This window comes from Desulfobulbus alkaliphilus, assembly GCF_016918545.1.
Lineage (GTDB): Bacteria > Desulfobacterota > Desulfobulbia > Desulfobulbales > Desulfobulbaceae > Desulfobulbus > Desulfobulbus alkaliphilus.
The window spans coordinates 1-521 of sequence record NZ_JAFFQC010000144.1; the positions used below are offsets into that span (position 1 = coordinate 1).

Annotated in this window: 1 protein-coding gene and 1 pseudogene; both read left to right on the top strand. The window is 61.8% G+C overall.

Going from position 1 to position 521, the window contains the following annotated elements; translation table 11 throughout:
• Positions 1 to 95 (top strand): annotated as a pseudogene (locus tag JWG43_RS20410) (SPFH domain-containing protein); the annotation flags it as partial.
• The coding region (locus JWG43_RS17810; RefSeq protein ID WP_205244291.1) for an NnrS family protein at positions 92 to 521 on the top strand (430 nt) is incomplete at its 3' end. The pseudogene JWG43_RS20410 and the gene JWG43_RS17810, both read left to right, overlap by 4 nt.

Sequence of the window (521 nt, forward strand, 5' to 3'; positions counted from 1 at the left end):
TCATCATGATGCCGCTGGAGGCGGGCAGCCTGATTGGCTCGGTGGCGGGCATGGCCGAGCTGTTCAACAAAGATGGCAAGGTCGGCAAGTCATGACAGCCCTGTTCGAGGGGCTGACCCACTGGCACTGGCTGGGGCTCGGCTTCGTGCTGCTGGCCATCGAGGTGCTGGGGTCGGTGGGCTTTCTGCTCTGGACCGGCATAGCCGCGCTAGAAGTCGGGCTGATCCTGCTGCTCTGGCTACTTCTGCCCGGCTCATGGGCCAACTCTTTATATACAATGCCTCTATATATAGTGGCGGCTGGCTTGCACCTGTGCAGGCAACTGCGCTGGCAACCCGGTGACACCCTGGCACACCCCCTGCTATGGTCGCTGCACCTGGCTTACCTGTTTATTCCCCTTGGTCTGCTCGCCCTCACGGCTCAGGCTGCTGGCCTGCCCCTCAGCTTGTCGCTGGCCAGTCACCTGCTCAGTGCTGGCTGCATGGGCACCATGATCCTCGGAATGATTGCCAGAGTGTCGC